Annotated in this window: 25 protein-coding genes and 1 riboswitch; of the genes, 8 read left to right on the top strand and 17 right to left on the bottom strand. The window is 64.7% G+C overall.

All coding sequences use genetic code 11. The features are described from left to right. Position 1: 1 nt before the first annotated feature. A complete protein-coding gene (locus L8F45_RS23180) occupies positions 2-1,318 on the bottom strand; it encodes a sulfite oxidase (protein WP_342360196.1) in 1,317 nt (438 codons plus the stop codon). A 176-nt stretch (positions 1,319-1,494) separates the two neighbouring features. On the opposite strand from L8F45_RS23180, the gene L8F45_RS23185 reads away from it, so the two are divergent. Then, the gene (locus tag L8F45_RS23185; RefSeq protein ID WP_342360197.1) at positions 1,495-1,770 is read left to right on the top strand and encodes a hypothetical protein; all 276 of its coding nucleotides are present in this window, start codon (positions 1,495-1,497) and stop codon (positions 1,768-1,770) included. Positions 1,771-1,918: 148 nt separating this feature from the next. Here the strand turns inward: L8F45_RS23185 and L8F45_RS23190 are convergent, their stop codons facing one another. The 3 genes from L8F45_RS23190 to leuB form a co-directional block, all read right to left on the bottom strand. After that, positions 1,919-3,265: an Nramp family divalent metal transporter gene (locus L8F45_RS23190; RefSeq protein ID WP_425330042.1), complete on the bottom strand. Its 1,347-nt coding sequence runs from the start codon at positions 3,263-3,265 to the stop codon at positions 1,919-1,921. Between the two features lie 232 nt (positions 3,266-3,497). Next, on the bottom strand, positions 3,498-3,806 hold the full coding sequence (locus tag L8F45_RS23195; protein ID WP_342360198.1) for a hypothetical protein: 309 nt from the start codon (positions 3,804-3,806) through the stop codon (positions 3,498-3,500). 107 nt (positions 3,807-3,913) lie between these two features. After that, positions 3,914-5,026: a 3-isopropylmalate dehydrogenase gene (gene leuB, locus L8F45_RS23200; protein WP_342360199.1), complete on the bottom strand. Its 1,113-nt coding sequence runs from the start codon at positions 5,024-5,026 to the stop codon at positions 3,914-3,916. Positions 5,027-5,128: 102 nt separating this feature from the next. Further along, a riboswitch (TPP riboswitch) is annotated at positions 5,129-5,239 on the top strand. Between the two features lie 47 nt (positions 5,240-5,286). Between leuB and thiB the strand changes: the two genes are divergently transcribed. From thiB to thiQ, 3 genes are read left to right on the top strand one after another with little or no spacing between them, the layout of a single operon-like run. Next, positions 5,287-6,291: a thiamine ABC transporter substrate binding subunit gene (gene thiB / locus L8F45_RS23205; RefSeq protein ID WP_342360200.1), complete on the top strand. Its 1,005-nt coding sequence runs from the start codon at positions 5,287-5,289 to the stop codon at positions 6,289-6,291. Next, positions 6,288-7,886, top strand: coding sequence for an ABC transporter permease subunit (locus L8F45_RS23210; RefSeq protein ID WP_342360201.1), 1,599 nt, complete (start codon positions 6,288-6,290; stop codon positions 7,884-7,886). The genes thiB and L8F45_RS23210 overlap by 4 nt, the downstream gene beginning before the upstream one ends. Continuing rightward, positions 7,870-8,571 carry a thiamine ABC transporter ATP-binding protein gene (thiQ, locus tag L8F45_RS23215; protein ID WP_342360202.1) on the top strand — a complete coding sequence of 234 codons (702 nt, stop codon included), beginning with the start codon at positions 7,870-7,872 and terminating at the stop codon, positions 8,569-8,571. Before L8F45_RS23210 ends, thiQ begins: the two co-directional genes overlap by 17 nt. Positions 8,572-8,931: 360 nt before the next feature. Here the strand turns inward: thiQ and L8F45_RS23220 are convergent, their stop codons facing one another. From L8F45_RS23220 to L8F45_RS23250, 7 genes are all read right to left on the bottom strand, one after another. After that, on the bottom strand, positions 8,932-10,116 hold the full coding sequence (locus L8F45_RS23220) for a lytic murein transglycosylase (protein ID WP_342360203.1): 1,185 nt from the start codon (positions 10,114-10,116) through the stop codon (positions 8,932-8,934). A gap of 81 nt (positions 10,117-10,197) precedes the next feature. After that, on the bottom strand, positions 10,198-11,580 hold the full coding sequence (locus L8F45_RS23225) for a cytochrome P450 (protein WP_342360204.1): 1,383 nt from the start codon (positions 11,578-11,580) through the stop codon (positions 10,198-10,200). Between the two features lie 109 nt (positions 11,581-11,689). Further along, positions 11,690-12,079, bottom strand: coding sequence for a RidA family protein (locus tag L8F45_RS23230; RefSeq protein ID WP_342360205.1), 390 nt, complete (start codon positions 12,077-12,079; stop codon positions 11,690-11,692). A 17-nt stretch (positions 12,080-12,096) separates the two neighbouring features. After that, positions 12,097-12,315: a hypothetical protein gene (locus L8F45_RS23235; RefSeq protein WP_342360206.1), complete on the bottom strand. Its 219-nt coding sequence runs from the start codon at positions 12,313-12,315 to the stop codon at positions 12,097-12,099. A 6-nt stretch (positions 12,316-12,321) separates the two neighbouring features. Then, a complete protein-coding gene (leuD, locus tag L8F45_RS23240; RefSeq protein ID WP_342360207.1) occupies positions 12,322-12,927 on the bottom strand; it encodes a 3-isopropylmalate dehydratase small subunit in 606 nt (201 codons plus the stop codon). Between the two features lie 278 nt (positions 12,928-13,205). Then, complete coding sequence (locus L8F45_RS23245; protein WP_342360208.1) at positions 13,206-13,619, bottom strand: metallopeptidase family protein; 414 nt, start codon at positions 13,617-13,619, stop codon at positions 13,206-13,208. Next, complete coding sequence (locus L8F45_RS23250) at positions 13,616-13,792, bottom strand: hypothetical protein (RefSeq protein ID WP_342360209.1); 177 nt, start codon at positions 13,790-13,792, stop codon at positions 13,616-13,618. Before L8F45_RS23250 ends, L8F45_RS23245 begins: the two co-directional genes overlap by 4 nt. A gap of 221 nt (positions 13,793-14,013) precedes the next feature. On the opposite strand from L8F45_RS23250, the gene L8F45_RS23255 reads away from it, so the two are divergent. Continuing rightward, complete coding sequence (locus L8F45_RS23255; RefSeq protein ID WP_342360210.1) at positions 14,014-14,229, top strand: hypothetical protein; 216 nt, start codon at positions 14,014-14,016, stop codon at positions 14,227-14,229. Positions 14,230-14,265: 36 nt separating this feature from the next. Here the strand turns inward: L8F45_RS23255 and leuC are convergent, their stop codons facing one another. Further along, on the bottom strand, positions 14,266-15,675 hold the full coding sequence (gene leuC / locus L8F45_RS23260) for a 3-isopropylmalate dehydratase large subunit (protein ID WP_342360211.1): 1,410 nt from the start codon (positions 15,673-15,675) through the stop codon (positions 14,266-14,268). On the opposite strand from leuC, the gene L8F45_RS23265 reads away from it, so the two are divergent. The 3 genes from L8F45_RS23265 to L8F45_RS23275 all read left to right on the top strand — a co-directional run bounded on the left by L8F45_RS23265 (position 15,674) and on the right by L8F45_RS23275 (position 17,509). Next, the gene (locus tag L8F45_RS23265) at positions 15,674-16,261 is read left to right on the top strand and encodes a hypothetical protein (RefSeq protein WP_342360212.1); all 588 of its coding nucleotides are present in this window, start codon (positions 15,674-15,676) and stop codon (positions 16,259-16,261) included. The genes leuC and L8F45_RS23265 overlap by 2 nt on opposite strands. A 127-nt stretch (positions 16,262-16,388) precedes the next feature. After that, a complete protein-coding gene (locus L8F45_RS23270; protein WP_342360213.1) occupies positions 16,389-16,652 on the top strand; it encodes a hypothetical protein in 264 nt (87 codons plus the stop codon). Positions 16,653-16,783: 131 nt separating this feature from the next. Then, positions 16,784-17,509 (top strand): DUF4198 domain-containing protein, encoded by a 726-nt coding sequence (locus L8F45_RS23275; RefSeq protein WP_342360214.1) that lies wholly within the window; start codon positions 16,784-16,786, stop codon positions 17,507-17,509. A 72-nt stretch (positions 17,510-17,581) separates the two neighbouring features. Here L8F45_RS23275 and rplS read toward each other — a convergent pair whose 3' ends face one another. From rplS to L8F45_RS23300, 5 genes are all read right to left on the bottom strand, one after another. Beyond that, on the bottom strand, positions 17,582-17,971 hold the full coding sequence (gene rplS, locus L8F45_RS23280; protein WP_342360215.1) for a 50S ribosomal protein L19: 390 nt from the start codon (positions 17,969-17,971) through the stop codon (positions 17,582-17,584). A gap of 116 nt (positions 17,972-18,087) precedes the next feature. Next, the gene (locus L8F45_RS23285; protein ID WP_342360216.1) at positions 18,088-18,678 is read right to left on the bottom strand and encodes a DsbE family thiol:disulfide interchange protein; all 591 of its coding nucleotides are present in this window, start codon (positions 18,676-18,678) and stop codon (positions 18,088-18,090) included. Then, a complete protein-coding gene (ccmD, locus tag L8F45_RS23290) occupies positions 18,675-18,839 on the bottom strand; it encodes a heme exporter protein CcmD (RefSeq protein ID WP_342360217.1) in 165 nt (54 codons plus the stop codon). Before ccmD ends, L8F45_RS23285 begins: the two co-directional genes overlap by 4 nt. Positions 18,840-18,844: 5 nt before the next feature. After that, positions 18,845-19,579, bottom strand: a complete 735-nt coding sequence (locus L8F45_RS23295) for a heme ABC transporter permease (protein ID WP_342360218.1) — start codon at positions 19,577-19,579, stop codon at positions 18,845-18,847. A gap of 67 nt (positions 19,580-19,646) precedes the next feature. Then, on the bottom strand, positions 19,647-20,561 hold the full coding sequence (locus L8F45_RS23300) for a LysR family transcriptional regulator (RefSeq protein WP_342360219.1): 915 nt from the start codon (positions 20,559-20,561) through the stop codon (positions 19,647-19,649). Between the last annotated feature and the right edge of the window lie 69 nt (positions 20,562-20,630).

Genomic DNA, 20,630 nt, shown 5'->3' on the forward strand with positions numbered 1-20,630 from the left:
GTCAGCCGATCAGCACGGCGATGCGATGAAACGGATTGGCGCCGTAACCCTGCGGATTCCAGTTGGCCGCGACATGCGGCTGCATGATTCCGCGGGAGTCCGTGGCGCGCGCCCAGAGCTCGTAATAGCCGTCGCCCGCCACAGCGATCTGACCGGTCCAGCGCGTCCAGTCGTAGCGGTTCTTCGGCGGCGCAAGCTGCATCGGCGCCCAACTTTGCCCATAGTCCGCCGAAACGTCGACGCGCGTGATGGCGCTGTCGCCGTCCCACGCGGCGCCGCGCAGCGGTATGTTGCGCGTTCCCGCTGCGACGCGCGCGCCATTCGCCGGCGCGGTGATGATCGAGCGCATCGGCATAGATTCAAGATCGCGAAAGTCCGTCTTGCCGTCGGCGTTCGTTCCGGGAATGAGCGGCTTCGTCGGAACGCGATAGGATGTCCCGCCCATGCCCTGACCGTCATGGGCGTCCGGCCTCACGAGAATGCGCGTCAGCCATTTCGCCGACAACGAGCCCGGCCAACCCGGCACCACCAACCGGACAGGGCCGCCGTGAATATGCGGCAGCGGCTCGCCATTCATCGCCCAGGCGACGAGCGTATGCTGGTCGAGCGCCTTTGCGATCGGCATGCCGCGCGAGATCGCATCGCGCTTCGTGTCGCCGGAGAGATGAGGGTCGCCGCCGTAATGGCCGGTGAATTTCGCGTCCGGCTTCAATCCTGCGGCCGTGAGCAGATCAGCCAGGGGAATTCCGGTCCATTCGGCGCAGCCGGCGCCGCCATTGGTCCAGGGATTGCCGCGCGCCGCCGGCTGATAAAACGAGCGGCCGTTGCCGCCGCACTCCATCACCATGCGATAGGTCACGGGACGAAAGCGCGACTTCAATTCGCCGAGCGATATTTCCAGCCGCTTGTCGACGGTGCCTTCGACGACGAATTTCCAGGCGTCGCCAAGTTTGGATTCCTCGGGAATTAGCCCGTTGTTGCGGACAAAAAACTTGCTGATCGGCGTGGTGTCGTCATTCAGCTCATGCTCGGGCGTTTCAGCCACCAGCGGCTTGTCGCCAAGCAGAACGAGCGTCTTGTCCTTGCCGGGATAATCAAACAATGGCGGTCCTTTTGGCGTTGACGGCGCGCCGGCGGGCGCCGGCGCGTTCTGGGCGAATGCGGCGGGCGCGCCGCTCATCGCGACAATCGGGCCGATCGCCGCGGCCCCGCGTCCGGCCGCGAGGCCGATTGCGCCCAGACCGGCGCCGCTCAGCAACGCGCGACGATTGGCGCCGCCCGCTGCGGCGCCGCCTGACGGCGAGTAGTCCCGAGCCATGACGATCCTCCCCCACGAATTTTTGATTGGCCGGGAGGATAATGTTCTCCGGTCGTGGCGCAAGCGCGGGAACGCGCGCTGCTGTCGGCGAATTGATCCGCCAACTCGCGATGCGTATCGAGTCGTCAACTTTCGTTTCGTAAGTTATGCTCGACCCATTCTCGCTGGAGTCTGTGATGCGCCTTATCGTTCCGACGCTTCTCGCCGCGGTTGCGGCGTCTCTTCTCGCCACGGCGGCGGAGGCCCAGTCCCGCAGGCCGCTGCGCTTCACCGTCGTCCCGCGCAGCTATCTCGACGCTGGCAAGGTCGTGCCGGTGGGCTCGCTGCAGGAATACGCGCGGGTCGATCGCTTCAGCCCGGTGTCGACTTCGCCGCAATTCGTGTTCAGCGAAGGCATTCTGCCGCCGCGCATCGGCGGCGGCCGCAGCGCCTTCGGCGAGATCGGCTTCTGAGCCAGAGCAACGTGCGGAAAAGTGGGAACCGGTTTTCCGCAAATACGTTGCGACAAACAAAGATGGAGCGGCGCTACGCCGGTCATCATCGATCAAAACAAAACGGCCGGGCTTATCCCGGCCGTTTTCATTTGCAGCGGCGACAGGATCAGCCCGTCGCGGTGTCGAACAGCAGCTTGATGTTGAGCGCGATGATCACGGCTGCAATGATCGCCGCCAGGATCGTCAGCCATCGCGGCGCAACCAGCGCGCCCATCTTCTCGCGCGAGGCGGTGAACATCACCAGCGGCACGATGGCGAAGGGAAGCTGAAAGCTCAACACGACCTGGCTCAGGATGAGCAGTTTCCCCGTTCCCTCCTGGCCGTAGAAAATCGTCACGGCGGCGGCGGGAACGATGGCGATGCTGCGCGTGATCAGGCGGCGCAGCCAGGCCGGCAGGCGGATATCGAGAAAGCCTTCCATCACGATCTGGCCGGACATCGTCGCGGTGACTGTCGAGTTGAGGCCGCAGCAGAGCAGCGCGATGGCGAACAAAGCCGGCGCATAGGTCGCGCCGACGAGCGGCGCGAGCAGCTTGTGCGCTTCGCCCAGCTCCTGAACCGTCGTCTGTCCGGCCTTGTTGAAAGTCGCGGCGGCGAGCACCAGGATCGCGGCGTTGATGATCAGCGCGAAGCAGAGCGCGAAGGTCGAATCGAGCGTCGCGAGTTTCAGCGCGTCGCGCTGTTCCGGCAGCGTCGAACCATAGGCGCGCGACTGCACGATCGAGGAGTGCAGATAGAGATTATGCGGCATCACGGTCGCGCCGATGATGCCGAGCGCGATGTAGAGCATATTGGGATTGGTGATGATGTCAGTCGTCGGCGCGAAGCCCCTGATAACAGCGCCCCAATCGGGATCGGCGAGCGCGATCTGGATCGCGAAGCAGACCGCGATGACGCCGAGCATCGTGATGATGAAGGCTTCGATCTTGCGGAAGCCCTTGTTCTGCAGCCACAGGATCACGAACACGTCGAGCGCGGTGATCAGGACGCCGATCTCGAGCGGAACGCCGAACAGCAGGTTGATGCCGATCGCCGTGCCGATCACTTCAGCGAGGTCGGTGGCGATGATCGCGAGTTCAGCGAGCGCCCAGAGCGGCCATGACGCCCAGCGTGGAAAGGCGTCGCGGCAGGCCTGCGCCAAGTCGCGGCGGGACGCGATCGCCAGCCGCGCGCAGAGCGACTGCAGGATGATCGCCATGAAATTGGAAAGCAGGGCTACGCTAAGCAGGGTGTAGCCGAATTGGGCGCCGCCCGCGAGCGAGGTCGCCCAGTTGCCGGGGTCCATATAGCCGACGGCGACGAGATAACCCGGCCCGAGGAAGGCCGCGAGCCGGCGCATGGTCGATCCGTTTGGCGTGACCGGGATCGTCCGGAAGATTTCCGCGAGCGAGGGCTGTCCCTCGGCGCGCAGCCAGCCTTTTCGGGGGGACTCGCTGCGTTCCATCTCGGCCATCACCATGCCCATCACCTGCACATGATAATCATTCTCAATAAGAAACCATGCTCCGCCCATTCTGGCAAGCGCGACCCTGCCATGCGCGGGGCGAGACGCTTCGTCGCACAGGCGCAATGAAGCTGGGCAACGCGCCCGAGCGAGGGTGCAAAGTCAGGGAGGGGCGGAATATCCGCCCGACGCGAAGGAAGCGGCGCGCGGCTTTCTCTATCTGCGAAGAGCGGGCGACCGGTCAGGCGGCCGCCGGGCCGTCATCCTCGTCGTCGCTGACGCGGTAGAGCTCGCCCCATTCCTTGTCCCAGACGCCGTCGGGGTCGGAGACGACGATCGGCACTTTCAATTCATTAGCGAGCTTGATCGCGCCGCGCAGCGCGTCTTTCGGCGCGAGAGGGCCGCTGGCGTAGTCCTTCGGCAGTTTGCCGCCGGTGGCGGAGGCGGGGCAGATCACTTCGGCGACCGGTCCCGTGCCGCTGTGGACGAGCACGAGCGTCATGCCGTCTTCGATCGGGCCGTCCACCTGCTCGAACTGGTTCTTGGCCATGAGAGGTCCTCCGGAAGCCCGCTATCCCGGCGGACGGGGCGAATGTGCCGCGAGCCCGCCGCCGGACGCAAGTGCGCCAAAGCACGCGGCGCCGCTTGGGCGTGATCTCAGCCGAGCGCCTTCTGGAACTCCTTCAGCACCGCGTCGCCCATCTCGATCGTGCCGAGGGCGTTCTGGCCCGTCGCGGCGATGTCCTTGGTGCGCCCGCCCGAGGCGAGCACCGCGGCGATCGCCTTGTCGAGCGCATCCGCCGCATCGCCGAGGCCGAAGGAATAGCGCAGCGCCATGCCGAGCGAACCGATCATGGCGAGCGGATTGGCGAGGCCCTTGCCGGCGATATCGGGCGCCGAACCATGCACCGGCTCATAGAGCGCCTTGCGCTTGCCGGTCGCCTTGTCCTCCGCGCCGAGCGAGGCCGACGGCAGCATGCCGAGCGAGCCCGTGAGCATCGCGGCGATGTCGGAGAGAACGTCGCCGAACAGGTTGTCCATGACGAGCACGTCATACTGCTTGGGATTGCGCACGAGCTGCATGGCGCAATTGTCGGCGAGCACATGCTCGAGCTTCACATCGGGGTATTCGTCCTTGTGGACGCGCGTGACGACCTCGTTCCAGAGCACGCCGGAGCGCATGACGTTGCGCTTCTCCGCCGAGGCGACCTTGTTGCCGCGCTTGCGCGCCAGTTCGAACGCGACGCGCGCGATGCGCTCGATTTCGGGCGTGGTGTAGATCTGCGTGTCGACGGCGCGTTTGTCGCCATTCTCCAGCGTCACGATCTCCTTCGGCTCGCCGAAATAGACGCCGCCGGTCAATTCGCGCACGATGACGATATCGAGCCCTTCGACGATCTCGCGCTTGAGCGAGGACGCGTCGGCGAGCGCGGGATAGCAGATCGCCGGGCGAAGGTTCGCGAACAGGCCGAGATCCTTGCGCAGGCGCAGAAGCCCCGCTTCCGGACGGTGCTGATAGGGAACCTTGTCCCACTTCGGCCCGCCAACCGCGCCGAACAGAACGGCGTCGGAGGCTAGCGCCGTCTTCATCGCCGCATCGGTGATGGCGACGCCATGGGCGTCATAGGCCGCGCCGCCAACGAGGTCCTTCTCGACCGCGAACTTCGCGACGCCCTGCCTGTCGAGGAAGGAGACGAGCTTCTGCACCTCGCCCATGACCTCGACGCCGATGCCGTCGCCGGGAAGAAGCAGAAGATTGAAGGACGCCATGTCAGCCTCGCGCACGCCTTGGAAAACCCGGCGGGTTGCTAGCGGGGCTACGGTGAGCGGGCAAGCCTCTCTGGACGCATTCCCTTCGTCAGCTTAGGTTCGCGACCTCTCACGGGGTGCGCGGGGTGAAAGCCGCGCTGAGAGGCGATCCTCGCCAACCCGAAGAACCTGATCCGGGTCGTGCCGGCGGAGGGATCGAGCGCATGTCCGTCATCGCACTTGCCGTTCCGTCTGCGCGCCGGATGCGCGGAGGCCGATCGATGAATCGCTGGGGCGTGCTTTTCACCACGCTGGCGCTGCTGCTGCCGGGAGCGGCGGCGGCGCAGGACAAGCCTACGCTCACCGTCTACACCTACTCCTCCTTCGTCGGGAAATATGGCCCCGGCGCCAAGGTGAAGGACGCCTTCGAGAAGAGCTGCGCCTGCACACTCGCCTGGGCCTCAAGCGATGATTCCGGCGCGCTGCTCGGCCGGCTGAAACTCGAAGGCGACCAGACGAAGGCCGACGCGGTGCTCGGCCTCGACATGAATCTCGCCGCCGAAGCGAAGGCGGCCAATCTCTTCGCACCGCATGAACAGATGACCAGCGGCGTCGCCGTGCGCGTGCCCTGGGCCGATGAAACCTTCATTCCCTTCGACTGGGGCCATCTCGCCTTCGTCTATGATTCCTCGAAGCTCGCGACGCCGCCAACGAGCCTGAAAGAACTGATCGACAATCCCGATGGACCGAAGATTGTTCTCGAAGATCCGCGCACCTCGGCGCCGGGTCTCGGATTCCTGCTCTGGATGCAAACCGTCTATGGCGACAAATCAGGCGAAGCCTGGACCAAGCTGAAGCCGCGCATCGTGACGTTCACCAAGGGATGGTCGGAAGCTTACGGCCTTTTCCTCAAGGGCGAAGCCGACATGGTGATGTCCTATGCGACGTCTCCCGCTTATCACATCGGCGTCGAGAAGAAGACGCAGTATAAGGCGGCTTTGTTCTCGGAAGGGCATTACGCGCATATTGAGATCGCCGGCGTGACGCGCGCGACGAAGCAGCCGGAGCTGGCGAAGAAATTCCTCGCCTTTGTTCTCTCCGACGCGTTCCAGAGTCTGATGCCCGAGGGCAACTGGATGATGCCGGCGCGGCCGCTGATCAATGGCTTGCCCCAGTCCTTCGCCGACGTCATCAAGCCTGAGAAGACGCTGCTGATGGCGCCCGAGCAGGTGCGCGACAACCGGCGCGCCTATGTCGACGCTTGGCTGAACGCGACGGTGCGGTGAATCGTGATGGGCCTTCTGCACTCACTGCGCCTGCGCCGATCCGGCGCTGGCCGCATCCGGGAATCGTTGTCGCGGCTCTGCTGATCGCGCTCTTCGCCTATGCGATCCTTTCGCTTGCATCGCATGCGACATCTGCGGGTTTCGCCGTTGTTTTCAGCCCTTACGTCGGAAGCCTTCTTCAGGCTTCCCTGATTCAGGTGTCGCTTTCGACGCTGCTGTCGCTTTTGCTCGGCGCGCTGGTCGCGCTCGCCGTCGCGCGACGCGGAAATCATCTCGTGGCGCGGGCGTTTCGCGCCTTTCTCCTCACCGCCGCCGTCGCGCCGACGATCGTTCTCGTGCTTGGCGTTGTGACAGTCTATGGCCGCGCCGGCTGGGCCGCGGCTGCGCTGCAATCGATCGGCGTTGGCTCCTGGCCATCGATCTATGGACTGCCGGGAATCCTGATCGCTCATGTCGCGCTGAACGCATCCTACGCCGCGCGTATTTATCTCCATGCGCTCGATCAGGTTCCGCCGGAGCATCATCGCATCGCTGCGATATACGGGTTATCGCCGGCGCAGATCTTCCGGCAATGCGACTGGCCGGCGCTGAAGCGCGAGACGCCGGGCCTCGCCGCGCTCATCATGCTGCTCTGCTTCACCAGCTTCGCCGTCGTGCTGACGCTCGGCGGCGGACCGCGCTATGCGACGCTCGAAGTCGCGATCTATGAGGCGTTGCGCGTTGAAGTCGACTTCGGACGCGCCGGTCTGCTGGCGATTTTGCAGGTGGCGATCTCGGCTGCGTTCGTTCTGGCGACAGGGCGCATGATCCGTGCGGAGCCCGTGGGTGAAACCAGCGGTCGCGCGATCGCGCGCGCCGACGCCGCAATGCGCGGATTGCGCATCGCTGATGTCTGCGTGCTTGCGCTCGTGGCTGCGTGTCTCGCGCCGGTTCTGTTCGCGCCGCTCGGCGGCATAACGGCCGCAAGCCATTTGATCGACCGCGATGTCGCGCAGGCTTTCATGACGAGCATCACAGTCGCCGTTCCCGCTTCGGCGCTTTGCGTGCTGTTCGCGCTCGCGTTGGCGACGCATAGCGTCGCCGCTCCACGCGGCGCGTTCTTCGCCGCGGCGCCGATGCTTGCGCTCGCTGTGCCGCCCTTTGCGCTGATCGCAGGCCTTTATGTTCCCTTGCGACGCTTCGCTGACATGACCACGCTCGCCTATGTGCTGACGCCGCTCGTCAATGCGATCATCGCGCTGCCCTTCGCTTTCCGCCTCATCGAGCCCGCCGCGCGACTGTCGCGCGCGCGATATGGAAAGCTCGCAGCGCAGCTCGGATTGAGCGGACTCAATCATCTTCGCATCGTCGACGCGCCGATCCTGCGACGTCCCGTGATTGCCGCCTTCGCCATGGCGCTTGCGTTGTCGCTAGGAGATTTCGGCGTTGCGGCCTTGTTCGGCGGCGAGGAGTTTCGCACGTTGCCGCTGCTGCTCAACGAGCGCATGGGCGCTTATCGCATGGCGGAGGCGCAGGCGGTGGCGCTGGTGATGATCATCTTCGCTTTTCTGCTCGCGCTTGCGACCGAGACATTCGCTGATGCTGGCGATCGCTGATCTCCGCCTCGACTATCCCGGCTTCAGCGCGCGCTACGATCTGAACGTGGCGCGCGGCGCGCTCTGCGCGATCGTCGGCCCTTCAGGCGGCGGCAAGACGACGCTGCTCAACGCGATCGCGGGATTCGAGGCGCCGCGCAGCGGGACGCTGACATTCGACGGCGCCGATCTCACGCGGTTTTCACCGGCGAAGCGTCCCATCGCCATGATGTTTCAGGATCACAATCTGTTTCCGCATCTCTCCGCGCGCGACAATGTCGCGCTCGGAGTTAATCCGTCGCTTAGATTGTCGCGTGACGAAGATGCTGACGTCGATGCGGCGCTGGCGCAGGTCGCGCTGCAGGATTTCGGGCGCCGCCGGCCCGGCGAATTGTCAGGCGGCCAGCGTCAACGCGTCGCGCTGGCGCGCGCGCTTGCGTCCGCCAAGCCGTTGCTGCTGCTCGACGAACCTTTCGGCGCGCTCGATCCCGGTCTCAGGCGCGAGATGATCGCGCTCGTCGACCGGCTGCGCCGCGAAAAGAACCTGACCGTCCTGATGACGATTCATACGCCTGACGACGTGCTTGAGACGGCCGATCAGATGGCCTTCGTCGCCGACGGCGAGGTGATCGCGACGGACGCGCCGCGCGCCGTGATGACGCGCGAGCGCGATTCCAGGATCGCGTCGTTCATCGGCGGGAACTGAATCGAGAAGCTCGAATCGGTCGCGACGATGCGCGGCGCATGAGCGGCCGTGTAGGTGCGGGCGGCCTTGAGGCTGCCGAGGAGAGCGATCGCAGACAAAGCTGCGGCGACCGCCGCAAAGGCGATCCGGTCAGAGATGATGATCATGGCGGTTGTTCTTCTTGCTTGTTGAGCTGTCTTGTTAATTATTCGGTCAATGACGCGCCCGCGATTACGCGAGAGGTAAGCTCTTCGCTGCGGGGCGGGGCCATTACGCCTATTCTCTCCCGTTGTCCTGTGCGCATACGCACAAGAGATGCGCGCGGGGCGCATCTCAGGAGAGGCTCGGCTTATCGATAAATGGGGATCGAGGTCGGGTTTTTCAACGCCCGCGCAGGGCGTTAAGCACTTTTCCGCCGGGACGGCCGGTCTGCGCCATGCCCACTTTCGCTTCGACATCCTTGATCGCGGCGCGTGTCTTGGCGCCCACGGCTCCATCCGGCTCGCCAACGTCATAGCCACGGGCGATCAGCAGGCGCTGGAGCTCCCGCCGCTCCTCCCGGGACAAGGGCGGATCGTCGGTCGGCCAAGGGGTCTGGACGCCGGGGCGGCCCTTGAGACGGTCGGAGAGGATGGAGATGGCGAGCGCGTAGGAATCGGCGCCATTGTAGGAATAGGCCGCGTCATAGTTCTTGAAGACGAGGAAGCCCGGGCCGTTGCGGCCGGCCGGCATGATCAGCCCGGCGTTGCCGCCTCCGGTCAGCGCGCCGCCGCCGACGCGGGTGATGCCGCGCGCGGCCCAGCTCGACACCGGCTGCTTCGCCGTCCGCCCGATCGGGCCTGAATAGCCTTCGGGAACGTCAACCTCATACCCCCAGCCGGTGCCGGTCACCCAGCCGGCCTTGGCGAGGAAGTTGGCGGTGGAATGGAGGGCGTCCGGGATCGAATCCACGAGATCGCGGCGGCCATCGCCGTCGCCGTCGACGCCAAGCCGGAGATAGGTCGAGGGGATGAACTGGGTATGGCCGAAGGCGCCGGCCCAGGAGCCGACGAGCCGCGACAGGCTGATGTCGCCGCGATCGACGATCTTGAGCGCCGAGATGAGTTCGCCGCGAAAGAAGTCGTTGCGGCGCGGCGCGAGGCAGGCGCCGGTCGACAGCGCCTGCACAAGCGGGAACTTGCCGCCTGCCTTGCCGAAATCGGACTCCACACCCCACACCGCGACGATAGCGTGGCGATCGACGCCGAAGCGGGATTCAGCCGCTGCGAGCGTCGACGCGTACTGGCTCAGCATGCGCTGTCCCTGCGCGACCTTCTCATCATCGACGAGGGTGCCGAGATAGTCCCAGATCGGAGTCTTGAACTCCGGCTGGTTTTGCATCAGCTCGATCACCTTCATGTCGGGCTGCAGACCGGAGAAGGCTTGCTCGACGGTTGATGACGAAATGCCCGCGGCCCGCGCGCGCGCCTTCAGGCCGGCGGCGCAGGAGTCAAAATCCGCCAGCGCCGGCGTCGACAGCGCTGTGGCGCTCAAAGCGGCGAACAGGAACAGGCGCGCCTTCGTCATCAATCGATTCTCCGTCGCCCCGATTCTCCAGACCCCATGGGGCGGCAGCATGGTTAAGAATGCGTGAGCGGTCGAGGCTTATCAGAGCGGTCGCACAGCCATGGGCAGTCCGCCCTCTGGCCGGAGCGTGATGCGCAGCACCGGCTTCGGCTGGACGGGATGCGCGGCGTCGAGGCGCACCCGACGCAGGATCGTCGTCAGCACGATCATCGCCTCCATCATGGCGAAGCGCGCGCCGATGCAGATGCGCGGTCCCGATCCGAAGGGGAGATAGGCGAAGCGATCGATCTCCTCGCGCGCGCCGGGCATGAAGCGCTCGGGCATGAAGGCGTCCGGCGCTTTCCAGAGCTTGCGATGGCGATGCACGATCCAGGGCGCGACCACGATCAGGCTCTTTGCAGGAATGGTGATGGCGCCGAGCCTGTCATCCTCGCGCGCCCCGCGGCTCATCAGCGGCACGGGCGGAAAGAGCCGCATGGATTCCTCGATGCAGGCGCGGATGAGCGGAAGCTCATCAAGCCATTCCGCGGGATCATCGCTCGCCGCAGCCGCTTCCTTCTCCGCACGCGCGCGAATGTCTGGCGCCTGCGCGAGAAGATGCAGCGTCCAGGCGAGGCCGCGCGCCGTCGTCTCATGTCCTGCTGCGATGAAGGTGATGATGTTCGCCGCGACCTCCGCATCGGTCAGGCCGATTCCCGTTTCGGGATCGCTCGCTTTCAACAAGGCGGTGAGAATGTCGTCTGGCGCCTTATCGCCTTTCGCCAGCAGCGCGTGACGCTCGGCGACAAGCCGTTCGACAGCCTTGCCGAAGAAGGCGAGCGACGGCCGCGCGGCGAAGCGGCCGATGCGCGGAATCCATGTTGGCGCGCCGATGATGTCGAGAGGATCAACGCGGCCGACCGATTCGATGTAGCGCGTCATCGCTTTCTCGAAGCCGGCATAGTCGGCGGAGATCGCGTTGGAGAAGAGTGTTGCAGAGAGAATGTCGAAAGTAACGCCGGTCATTTCGCGCGCGACGTCGAGAATCGCGCCGGGCCGCCGCTTCAGCCAGCGATCGACGCGCGCTTCCGCGCAATCGCGCATCGCGCCTGAGGCAAGCGCCGTGCGGCGCGGCGTGAACAGAGGCGCAAGCGTGCGGCGCGTCCGTTTCCAGACATCGCCAGACGCCGTCAGCAATCCTTCGCCGAGACCGGGACGAAGGATGCGCATCTGCAGCGGGTCCTTCGGATAATTCTCGGCGTTGTCGACGAAGACCCGTTTGATCGCTGTGGGCTCGCTGACAAAGGTGATGCGTCCGAGCGGCGAAATCTCGGGAAGGATCGGCTCCTCGTAATGCGCGCGTGTCCAGACCTCGATCGGATTGCGCGAGAGCAGCCAGAGACGGAGTGGAAGAGAAGGCCGCCTTTCGCGCGGCGTCGGCGCGAAGGGCACAAAGGCGTTTGATGTTGGAAGCGCGACGCTCATGCGGGCGATCTCCATTCAGCCTTGCAGGCTGACGGCCGCTCGCGTCGAAATCATGTCGCCCGCGCGGCGCGCTTTCAGCCACGGCAAGCCTGTTAACCGCGGCAGATTTTTAGCTACGTCGTTTGGCCGTGACCTCGATCTCAACCTTCATCTCGGATTTCGCGAGCGCCGCCACGACGACGATGGTCGCGGCCGGCCTGATGTCGGCGAGAACCTCGCCCTGCGCGTCCAGCACCGGGAGCTGATAGTCGGAATGGGTGACGTAGGTTGTGACGCGCACCGTGTCGGCGAGCGAGAAGCCGCCTTCCTCAAGCGCCTTGGCGATCGTGCGCCAGCAATTGCGCGCCTGATCCTTCACGTCCTCCGGCATCGTCATGGTCGCGTAGTCATAGCCGGTGGTGCCGGCGACGAAGGCGAGCGGCTCGTCGATGACGGCTCGGGAATAACCCCAGGACTTCTCGAAGGGCGAGCCAGTGGAGATCAGGCGGCGACCGGGCATGGCTTTCAGTTCCGGAGTTACGAGGGCGGATTGCGAACGCGGTCTTCGAGATCGCGCCTGACGTCCTCAGGCGTCGCAAGCCGCCGGAAGATACGCTCGGCGATCCAGCAGCCGACGAGGAAAACGCCGAACAGAAGGACGCCGCCGACCAGCGCGAAATCGGTAAGCATGGCCGCGAACAGGGAGGCCGGTAGCGCGATCAGAACGATCGCAGCGCGCCACCCGTTCGCGCCCACGGGCCGTCAGGCCCAGGGACGGGCCTCCGCCATCTTCTTCTCGTAAGTGTCGATGGAGGTCTTCTTCTCCATGGTGAGCCCGATATCGTCGAGGCCGTTGAGCAGGCAGTGCTTGCGGAACGGATCGATGTCGAACTTCACCTTGCCGCCGTCGGGCCCGCGGATCTCCTGATTTTCGAGATCGATGGTCAGCGTGGCGTTGGCGCCGCGCTCGGCGTCGTCGAACAGCTTCTCCAGGTCCTCGGGCGAGACCTTGATCGGCAGAATGCCGTTCTTGAAGCAGTTGTTGTAGAAAATGTCCGCGAAACTCGTGGAGATGACGCAGCGGACGCCGAAGTCGAGCAGCGCCCAGGGCGCATGCTCGCGGGACGAGCCGCAGCCGAAATTGTCGCCGGCGACGAGGATCTGCGCCTTGCGGTAGGCCGGCTGGTTGAGCACGAAATCCCGCTTCTCCGAGCCGTCTTCATTGTAGCGCATCTCGGAGAACAGGCCCTTGCCGAGCCCGGTGCGCTTGATCGTCTTGAGGTACTGCTTGGGGATGATCATGTCGGTGTCGACATTGATGATCCGCAGCGGCGCGGCGACGCTTTCGAGGGAGGTAAATTTCTGCATGACTTCGCCTGCGGTCGTCTCTGATGTCCGCGAGGTCCGCTGCGTCGCAAAGGCGGGGCGTCTGGTCAAGCCGGTTTCGGGAAACCCAGCAATGCCTGGCCGAAATGGCGGGCCTGATGCCCGCGTTGCGCGCCTTCCTTCTCCCCCTGCGGGAGAAGGTGTCATCGCGAAGCGATGACGGATGAGGGGGAAGCGCGATGCACGGAGTTTCCCCCCTCACCCGGTCGGCTTCGCCGACCACCCTCTCCCGCAAGGGGAGAGGGAGGCCGCCCGGACATTCAGGACTCCACGCCCTCCTCAATATTTTCCATATCTTCGTCGCTCAGCCCAAAATGATGGCCGATTTCATGCACGAGCACATGGCGGATGAGATGGCCGAGCGTTTCCTCATGCTCGGCCCAGTAATCGAGAATCGGCCGGCGATAGAGATGAATGATGTTCGGCGCCTGGCCGGTCATCGCGCCCGAGCCCATCTGCGGCAGGCCGACGCCGGTGAAGAGGCCAAGCAGATCGAATTCTGTCTCGGCCTCCATCTCCTTGAGAACATCCTCAGTCGGAAAATCTTCAACGCGAATGATGAGGCCGGCGCACAGCGCGCGAAAGGTTTCGGGCAACTGCGCGTAGGCGGCTTCCGCGATTGTCTCGAACGCGGCGAGATCAGGCGATTTGAGATGGGTCCAGTCGATCGTCATGTCGATGGGAACATGTAGGTCGTGACAAGCCGCCAGATGAGATAAACGGCGAAAGCGAAGCCGAGCATGCGGCCGATGCGCTTGCCCCAGATTTCAGCCGCGTCCGGCGGCTCGTCCTGCGTCGACGGCTTCGGCTTGAGCGGATCGTTGCTCGTTCTGTGATCTTCGAACATGCGGGAATGAGGACATGATTGCGCGGCGCTGGCAATCGCGCGGCCGCCCCATTTGGAACAACATCCGTTCATGCGCGGTTGCGTCTTTGCGGCCCACCATGAGGCCAGCCAAGGAAAGGAGGCGCTCATGCGGATGCTCGCAAAGATCGCGCTTGCTGCAGCTTTATTCGCGACGCCGGCGTTCGCCGGTTCACCCGGTCCCGCCGTTGCGGACCAGCCCGATGTCGCCCAGGCGCTGGAATCAGCGCAGTGGGCGCGCCATCATCATTGGCGTCATCATCACCGCGGCCATCACTATGGCTGGCGCCATCATCGCCGGCATTGGGGATGGCGTCACAACCGCGGTCATCATTATGGATGGTACAAGCATCATCGCGGCCATGGCGGATGGCGCCATCACGGACGCGGCTGATCTTGCGCTGTCTGCGATGAATTGATGCGATCCGCGCGCATGCGCGGATCGCGAGAAAATATCAGCCGATCGTTCTGATATCGACGAAGTGGCCGGCGATCGCCGCAGCCGCGGCCATCGAAGGCGACATGAGATGCGTGCGGCCCTTGAAGCCCTGGCGTCCTTCGAAATTGCGATTCGACGTTGAGGCGCAGCGCTGCTCCGGCTTGAGCTGATCGGGATTCATGCCGAGGCACATGGAGCAGCCGGGCTCGCGCCATTCAAAGCCCGCGGCGGTGAAGATTCTGTCGAGGCCTTCGGCTTCCGCCTGCTGCTTCACGATGCCGGAACCGGGAACGATCATGGCGTAGGCCAGACGCTCGCTGACCTTCTTGCCTTCGACGATCTTCGCGACAGCGCGCAGATCCTCGATGCGGCCGTTGGTGCAGGAGCCGATCCAGATCACGTCGAGCGGGATGTCAGTCATCTTCACGCCTGGCGTCAGGCCCATATAGGCGAGCGCGCGCTGCTTGGAGAGACGCTTGTTCTCGTCGGCGATGTCGGAAGGATCGGGAACGACGCCTGATATCGCGACGACATCTTCGGGCGACGTGCCCCAGGTGACGATCGGCGGCAGGTTCGCCGCGTCGAGCTTCACGATGCGATCGAAATGCGCGCCATCGTCAGTCGACAGCTTTTCCCAATAGCGCATCGCGGCGTCCCAGTTGGCGCCTTTCGGCGCCTTCGGGCGATCCTTGAGATAGGCGAAGGATTTCCCGTCCGGCGCGATCATGCCGGCGCGCGCGCCGCCCTCGATCGACATGTTGCAGACCGTCATGCGGCCTTCCATCGAGAGATCGCGGATCGCTTCGCCGGCATATTCGATGACGGAGCCGGTGCCGCCCGCGGTGCCGATCTCGCCGATGATCGCGAGCACGATGTCTTTCGCGCCAACGCCCTTCGGCGCCTTGCCGTCGACGACGACGCGCATGTTCATCGCCTTCTTCTGCACCAGCGTCTGGGTCGCGAGCACATGCTCGACCTCCGACGTGCCGATGCCGTGGGCGAGCGCGCCAAAGGCGCCGTGGGTCGAGGTGTGGCTGTCGCCGCAGACGATCGTCGTGCCCGGCAGCGTGAAGCCCTGCTCGGGTCCGATGATATGGACGATGCCCTGCCTGATGTCGTGCTCGTTGTAATATTCGATGCCGAAGTCGCGCGCGTTCTGCGCCAGCGTCTCGACCTGCTGGCGGGACTCGGGGTCGGCGATGCCTTGCGACCGATCGGTGGTCTGGATGTTGTGATCGACGACGGCGAGCGTCTTTTCCGGCGCGCGCACCTTGCGGCCCGTCATGCGAAGACCTTCAAACGCCTGCGGCGATGTCACCTCATGGACAAGATGGCGATCAATATAGAGGAGGCAGGTGCCGTCGGGCTGTTCGTCGACGACATGGTCGTCCCAGATCTTGTCGTACAGGGTGCGCGGCTTGGCCATGTTGCGCGTCGTCCTTCAGCATGCATCGTGGGCGCCTGAAGTCTGGAGCGGCCTTCAGGGCCGCCGGCGTCCCGACATTCGTCACTGGACCAATCCGGGATTTCCTGAGATCAGTCCGGCGGGGCTTGTAGCGATTCAGCCGCCTGGGTGGAAGCGCATTCGGCGGCGGGGCAGGAGTGCAGGAATGTCGATTCGCCAGTTTCCGTTCATGGCCTTCGCGGTCATCCTCTATTTCGTGCTGGTCTCCCTCTTCAAACTGCCGCTGAACCAGGATCTGATGTCCATTCCGATGCCTTCGGGCGTCCGACTGGTTCTGACGGTCAGCGACATCCTCATCATCCTCGCCACCATCTTCAGCTTCGTCGAACTGATCGGCTCGACTTCGGCCAGCGCGACCGCGATCCTGAACCACGGCCTGCAGCTCATCGTGTTCCTCGCCGCCCTGCTGCTCCTCTTGCTGCTGCCGACCTTCGCCACCGGCTGCTTCCTGGTCATCACCATGATGACGCTGATCAATACGGTCGCCGGCTACTCGATCAGCATCCTGCGCGCGCGGCGGGATTTCACGGTCGGACCGACGCTCTAAGATCGCTTTTCAGCCAGAAGACGGCGCCGCCTTTGGCGCGTGCGCCAGCGCACAGGAACCCTGACGTTAACGGAGCATTAGTTCTGCGTCCCGGCCGGCAAGGCTGGGGCGCCGAACGGAGGCTCCCATGCTTGGATTCTCGCCCGCCACAATCGCCGCCTGCACGGTCGCCGCGCTCGCGATCACGACTGCGATCATGCCGACGGGGCTGAAGGCCCAGGCCGGCCTGAAGGACGAGACCCGTTTGGCGCAGGTTGCGGACGCCCCGGTTTCCCAGCGCGCCATGCTGAAGCGCGGCGGCGGCTCCATGGATGGCTGCCTGACCATGACCGAGCGCAAGCTGCGTCCCGACGGCGGCTACGACGTCAACCAGTTCCGGGTCTGCGAGTAGGCCCTTCATTCACCGACGACTCCAGCCCGCATGAGCCGCAGCCTTGCTGCGGCTTTTGTTTGCGCTTGAGTGTTATAGTATAACATTTCATAAGATACGCCCTGCTCACGTATCGTATGATGAGGATGGCGATGAAGCTTATGAGATTGTTGGCGGCAGCCGCCGCTCTTGGCGCTGCGACGGCCGCGCACGCCCATGGCGTCTGGCTGGCGGATCGGGCGGGCGCGCTCACCGTCGTCTATGGCGTCGGCCCGCAAGACGAGGCGTATCGCCCCGACAAGGTGACGCGGATCGAGGCCAGGGCGGCGGACGGGACGCCGCTCGCGGCGAAGCTGGCCGCCAACGGACGGAACGTCATTGTCGAGGCGCCAAGGGAGGCCGCGAGCTTCGCGACCACCCTCGACAACGGCTTCTGGACCAAGGGTCCCGACGGCAAGTTCCGCAATGTCAGGAAATCAGAAGTTCCGGACGCGCAATCGGCGAGCCACACCGTCAAATTCAACACCCATGTCAGGGCTTCGACCGGCGGCGCGCCGAAACCGTTCGGACTGACGCTGGAGATCGTGCCGCTTGTCGACGTTCATCCGCTGACCCCGGGCGATGAACTTCCCGTGCAGGTGCTGTTCGAGGGCAAGCCGCTGAAGGGCGCGGCCCTCTTCGTCGACTATGTCAACGACGCCAACACGCGCGGCGCCAAGACGGACGCGGACGGCAAGGCGACGCTGAAGGTGCGCAATGACGGGCTCAATGTGATCGGCGTCGCTTTCAGTCAGCCGACGCCAGATGACAAGGACGCAGACAAGATCGGCTATTTCGCCACCCTGTCCTTCGTCACGGCTTTTGTCGAAAACGACTGAACGGCGGGCGTTTCTCGCCCCAAATAAAAACGCGGCCGTGAAGGCCGCGTTCTTTCAATCCGATGAAGAAGCTTACGCGGCGGCTTCGCCGCCCTTGCCCTTCGTGTCCACGCGTTCGGTGATGCGGGCCGATTTGCCGCGACGATCACGGAGATAATAGAGCTTCGCGCGACGGACCTTGCCTTTGCGGACGAGCTTGATCGAGTCGATCATCGGTGAATAGAGCGGGAATACGCGCTCGACGCCTTCGCCGTAGGAGATCTTGCGGACGGTGAAGTTCTGGTTGAGGCCGCTGCGGGCGCGGGCGATGCAGACGCCTTCATAGGCCTGCACGCGGGTGCGATCGCCTTCAACCACCTTGACGTTGACGATGACGGTGTCGCCGGGCTGGAAGTCCGGGATGTCTTTGCCGGCGCTCAGCTTGGCGACCTGCTCTTTGTCGAGCTGCTCGATGATGTTCATGGCTTTATGCCTTTCCGTTCCGCCCCTTCGGGGCGAGCGTTTCGGGACGCTGTTGTGAGTTGAGGCGCGGCCTATAGCTCAGGCCGCCGGGCTTGTCGACAGGGCGAAAAGCCGGCTCAGCCCTTTGAACTCCGGACGAGTTTACGGATCAGCTCGACTGCTTGAGGGGTCAGCGGCCCGACATGCTTGTGCAGGATCACGCCTGAGCCGTCGACCACGAAGGTCTCGGGCACGCCATAAACGCCCCAGTCGATGGTCGAGCGGCCGCTGCGGTCGACGCCGATGCGGGAATAGGGGTTGCCCTTGGCGCCAAGGAAGCGGCGCGAATTGTCCGGCTCGTCCTTGTAGGCGATTCCGGCGATCGTCACTGAGGGATCGGCGGCGAGCTCCATGAGCCGCGGATGCTCCTCGTGGCAGGGCACGCACCAGGAGGCGAAGACGTTCACGATGATCGGGCGGCCGCTCTTCAGCGCCGCCGTATCGAAGCCGGGAACAGCCGCGCCGTCGCGCGTCGCGCCCTCCAGCGGCGGTAACGTGAAGTCCGGCGCCGTTCGGCCAATCATGGCCGAAGGCAGCCTGGAGGGGTCGGCGACGAAGAGCCTGAAGAGAAATAGACCGCTGAGCGCGAGGAAGATCGCAAGCGGCGCGATCACAAGCAGCCTTGTGCGCGCGGCGGACGGCGCATCGCGTTGCGAGGCCTCGCTCATGATGGTCGTTCGCCGCGGCGGCGCGCGCCGCGCCCTTCCAGTTCTGACAGGCCCCGCGTCACGGAGCGATAATCGAGCGCGCTCCAGAGGATCATCGCGATGATGATGACGCCCGCTGCGACGTAGGCCGCGATGACGAAAGGCCAGTGATCGGGGGTCATGAGCTTTAAGCCGGCTGCGGCTCCTGCGCCGCGAGCAGCATCATCGTCCTGGCGCGGCGGCGCATGATCTCGGTGCGCATCCCCGCAAGCAGCAGGCTGACAAAGAGCAACAGAAAGGCGGCGGCCATCACGAAAAGGGGCCGCAGCATCGAGGGGTCGATCGCCGATCCGCCGAGCCGGATCACCGATGCGGGCTGATGCAGCGAGCTCCACCAGTCGACGGAGAATTTGATGATCGGAATATTCACGACGCCGACGAGCGCCATGATGGCGCCGGCGCGCGCCGCCTGCGTCGGCTCCTCGATGGTGCGCTGGAGCGCGATCAGTCCGAGATAAATCAGGAAGAGCACGAAGACCGACGTCAGCCGCCCGTCCCACGCCCACCAGGCGCCCCACATCGGGCGGCCCCAGATCGAGCCGGTGACGAGGCACAGCAGCGTGAACCAGGCGCCGAGCGGCGCGGCGGTGCGGGCGGCGACATCGGCCAGCGGATGCTTCCATACGAGAACGCCAAGCGCGGAAGCAGCGATCAACATGTAGATCGCCATCGACAGCCAGGCGGCCGGAACATGGACATACATGATCCGCACCGTCTCGCCCTGTTGATAGTCCGGCGGCGATGCGGCGAAGGCGAGATAGAGCCCGATCGCAAACAGCAGCGCCGAAAGCGCCGCCGTAACGGGAAGCAACCGCCGGACGAGTCCGGCGAAGACGGCGGGATTGGCGAGACGCCCGAACATGGCGGCTGGCTTAAGGGACGGGGATGCAATCGGCAACGCGGTTGATCGCCGCCCGGTCGCCGGCGCTTCAAACCTGCGCGAGCTCCTCGACGCGGCGCGCTCCGCCAGTGCGGCGGGATTCGGTGAATTGCGCGGCGATCTCGTTGTAGACGGCCCGGATGCGCGGGCTCATCTTCACGTCGCGATGGGCGACCAGCCAGATGTCGCGATGCGGCCAGTGCTGCCCGGGAAGGATCGGCATGAGGTCCGGACTGTCCTCCTGGACATAGGTCGGAAGCAGGCCGACGCCGAAGCCGGCGCGAACGGCGTAGACCTGGGCGATCGAGCTGTTGGTCTTGAACGCCACCTGCGGATGCGACGCCACCAGATCGCGCCATTCGTCGCCGCCTGACGCGCCGTCCCACATGAAGGTCACGAGCGGATGGCGCAGCACGTCGCGCAACTCCGCCGGCGCGCCATGTCGCGCCACATAGTCGCGCGAGGCGAACAGGCTGAAACGCATGTCTCCCACGCGCTTTGCGATCAGCTCGCGCGCCTGCGGACGGCCAAGACGGATGGCGACGTCCGCGTCACGCTTCATGAGATCGGTGACGCCATTGTCGAGCAGAATCTCGGTGGTGATGTGCGGATGCTTCGTCGCGAGACGCGTCAGCCGCTTGGTGAGCCAGAAGGCTCCGAGGCCTTCCGTCGCGGAAATGCGCACCACGCCGCCCATGCGATCGTCATGGCGCAGCACCTGTCGGCTGATCGCCTCGGCATGCTCCTCGATCGCGAGCGCGCGATGCCAGAGCGACTTGCCCGCTTCGGTGAGCACCAGTCCGTCCTGCGTGCGGCCGAACAGCGAAACGCCGAGGCGTCCCTCGAAGAGATGAATGCGACGGCTGACCGTCGGCTGCGTCAGGCCGAGAAGCCGGGCGCCCGCGTTCAGGCTGCCGGCGCGACTGACGGCGAGGAAAATCCTGATGTCGTCCCAGTCTTTCATTCAACGAAAATCTATATGGAACATAATCTTTTTCTTAGACCTATTCTGCGCTTATTGGCAATCCTCAAC

This window comes from Terrirubrum flagellatum, assembly GCF_022059845.1.
In the GTDB taxonomy this organism is placed as follows: domain Bacteria; phylum Pseudomonadota; class Alphaproteobacteria; order Rhizobiales; family Beijerinckiaceae; genus Terrirubrum; species Terrirubrum flagellatum.